The organism is Streptomyces beijiangensis (assembly GCF_017315755.1).
Lineage (GTDB): Bacteria > Actinomycetota > Actinomycetes > Streptomycetales > Streptomycetaceae > Streptomyces > Streptomyces beijiangensis.
The window spans coordinates 1-410 of sequence record NZ_JAFLRJ010001647.1; the positions used below are offsets into that span (position 1 = coordinate 1).

The window sequence follows — 410 nt, forward strand, 5'->3', positions numbered from 1 at the left end:
GTGAAGGTCACCGTCAGCAGGCTGCGGCGCAAGCTCGGCGAACCGCCGCTGATCGAGACCGTCGCGCAGGCCGGATACCGGGTGTGAGGCCGATCCTGCGCGGGCCCCGGAGTGTCAGATGGCGCCTCACCCTGCTCTACAGCGGGCTGTTCGTGGCGGCCGCCTCGTCCCAGGCCCGCTCCAGGAGCTCCTCGGCGGAGACCACCGCCCCCCGGGCGGCGAGCAGCAGTTCCAGGACGGCGAACTCCTTCGGGCTGAGCGGGAGCTGGGCCCCGGCCCGGGTCGCGGCCCGTCGCGCCGGGTCCAGGCGCAGATCGCCGTGGACGAGGACCGGCGGCAGTGCGGGCTGCGTCCGGCGCGCCAGCGCCCGTATCCGCGCGACGAGTTCGGTGAACGCGAAGGGCTTGGGG

General features: G+C 74.6%; 1 protein-coding gene and 1 pseudogene. One reads left to right on the forward strand and one right to left on the reverse strand.

What is annotated here, in order from left to right:
* Positions 1-87: helix-turn-helix domain-containing protein (locus tag J0695_RS43060; protein ID WP_206970234.1), on the forward strand; the 87-nt coding region annotated here is incomplete at its 5' end.
* A 76-nt stretch (positions 88-163) separates the two neighbouring features.
* On the opposite strand, the pseudogene J0695_RS43065 reads toward J0695_RS43060, so the two are convergent.
* Positions 164-410: pseudogene (locus tag J0695_RS43065) on the reverse strand (response regulator transcription factor); the annotation flags it as partial.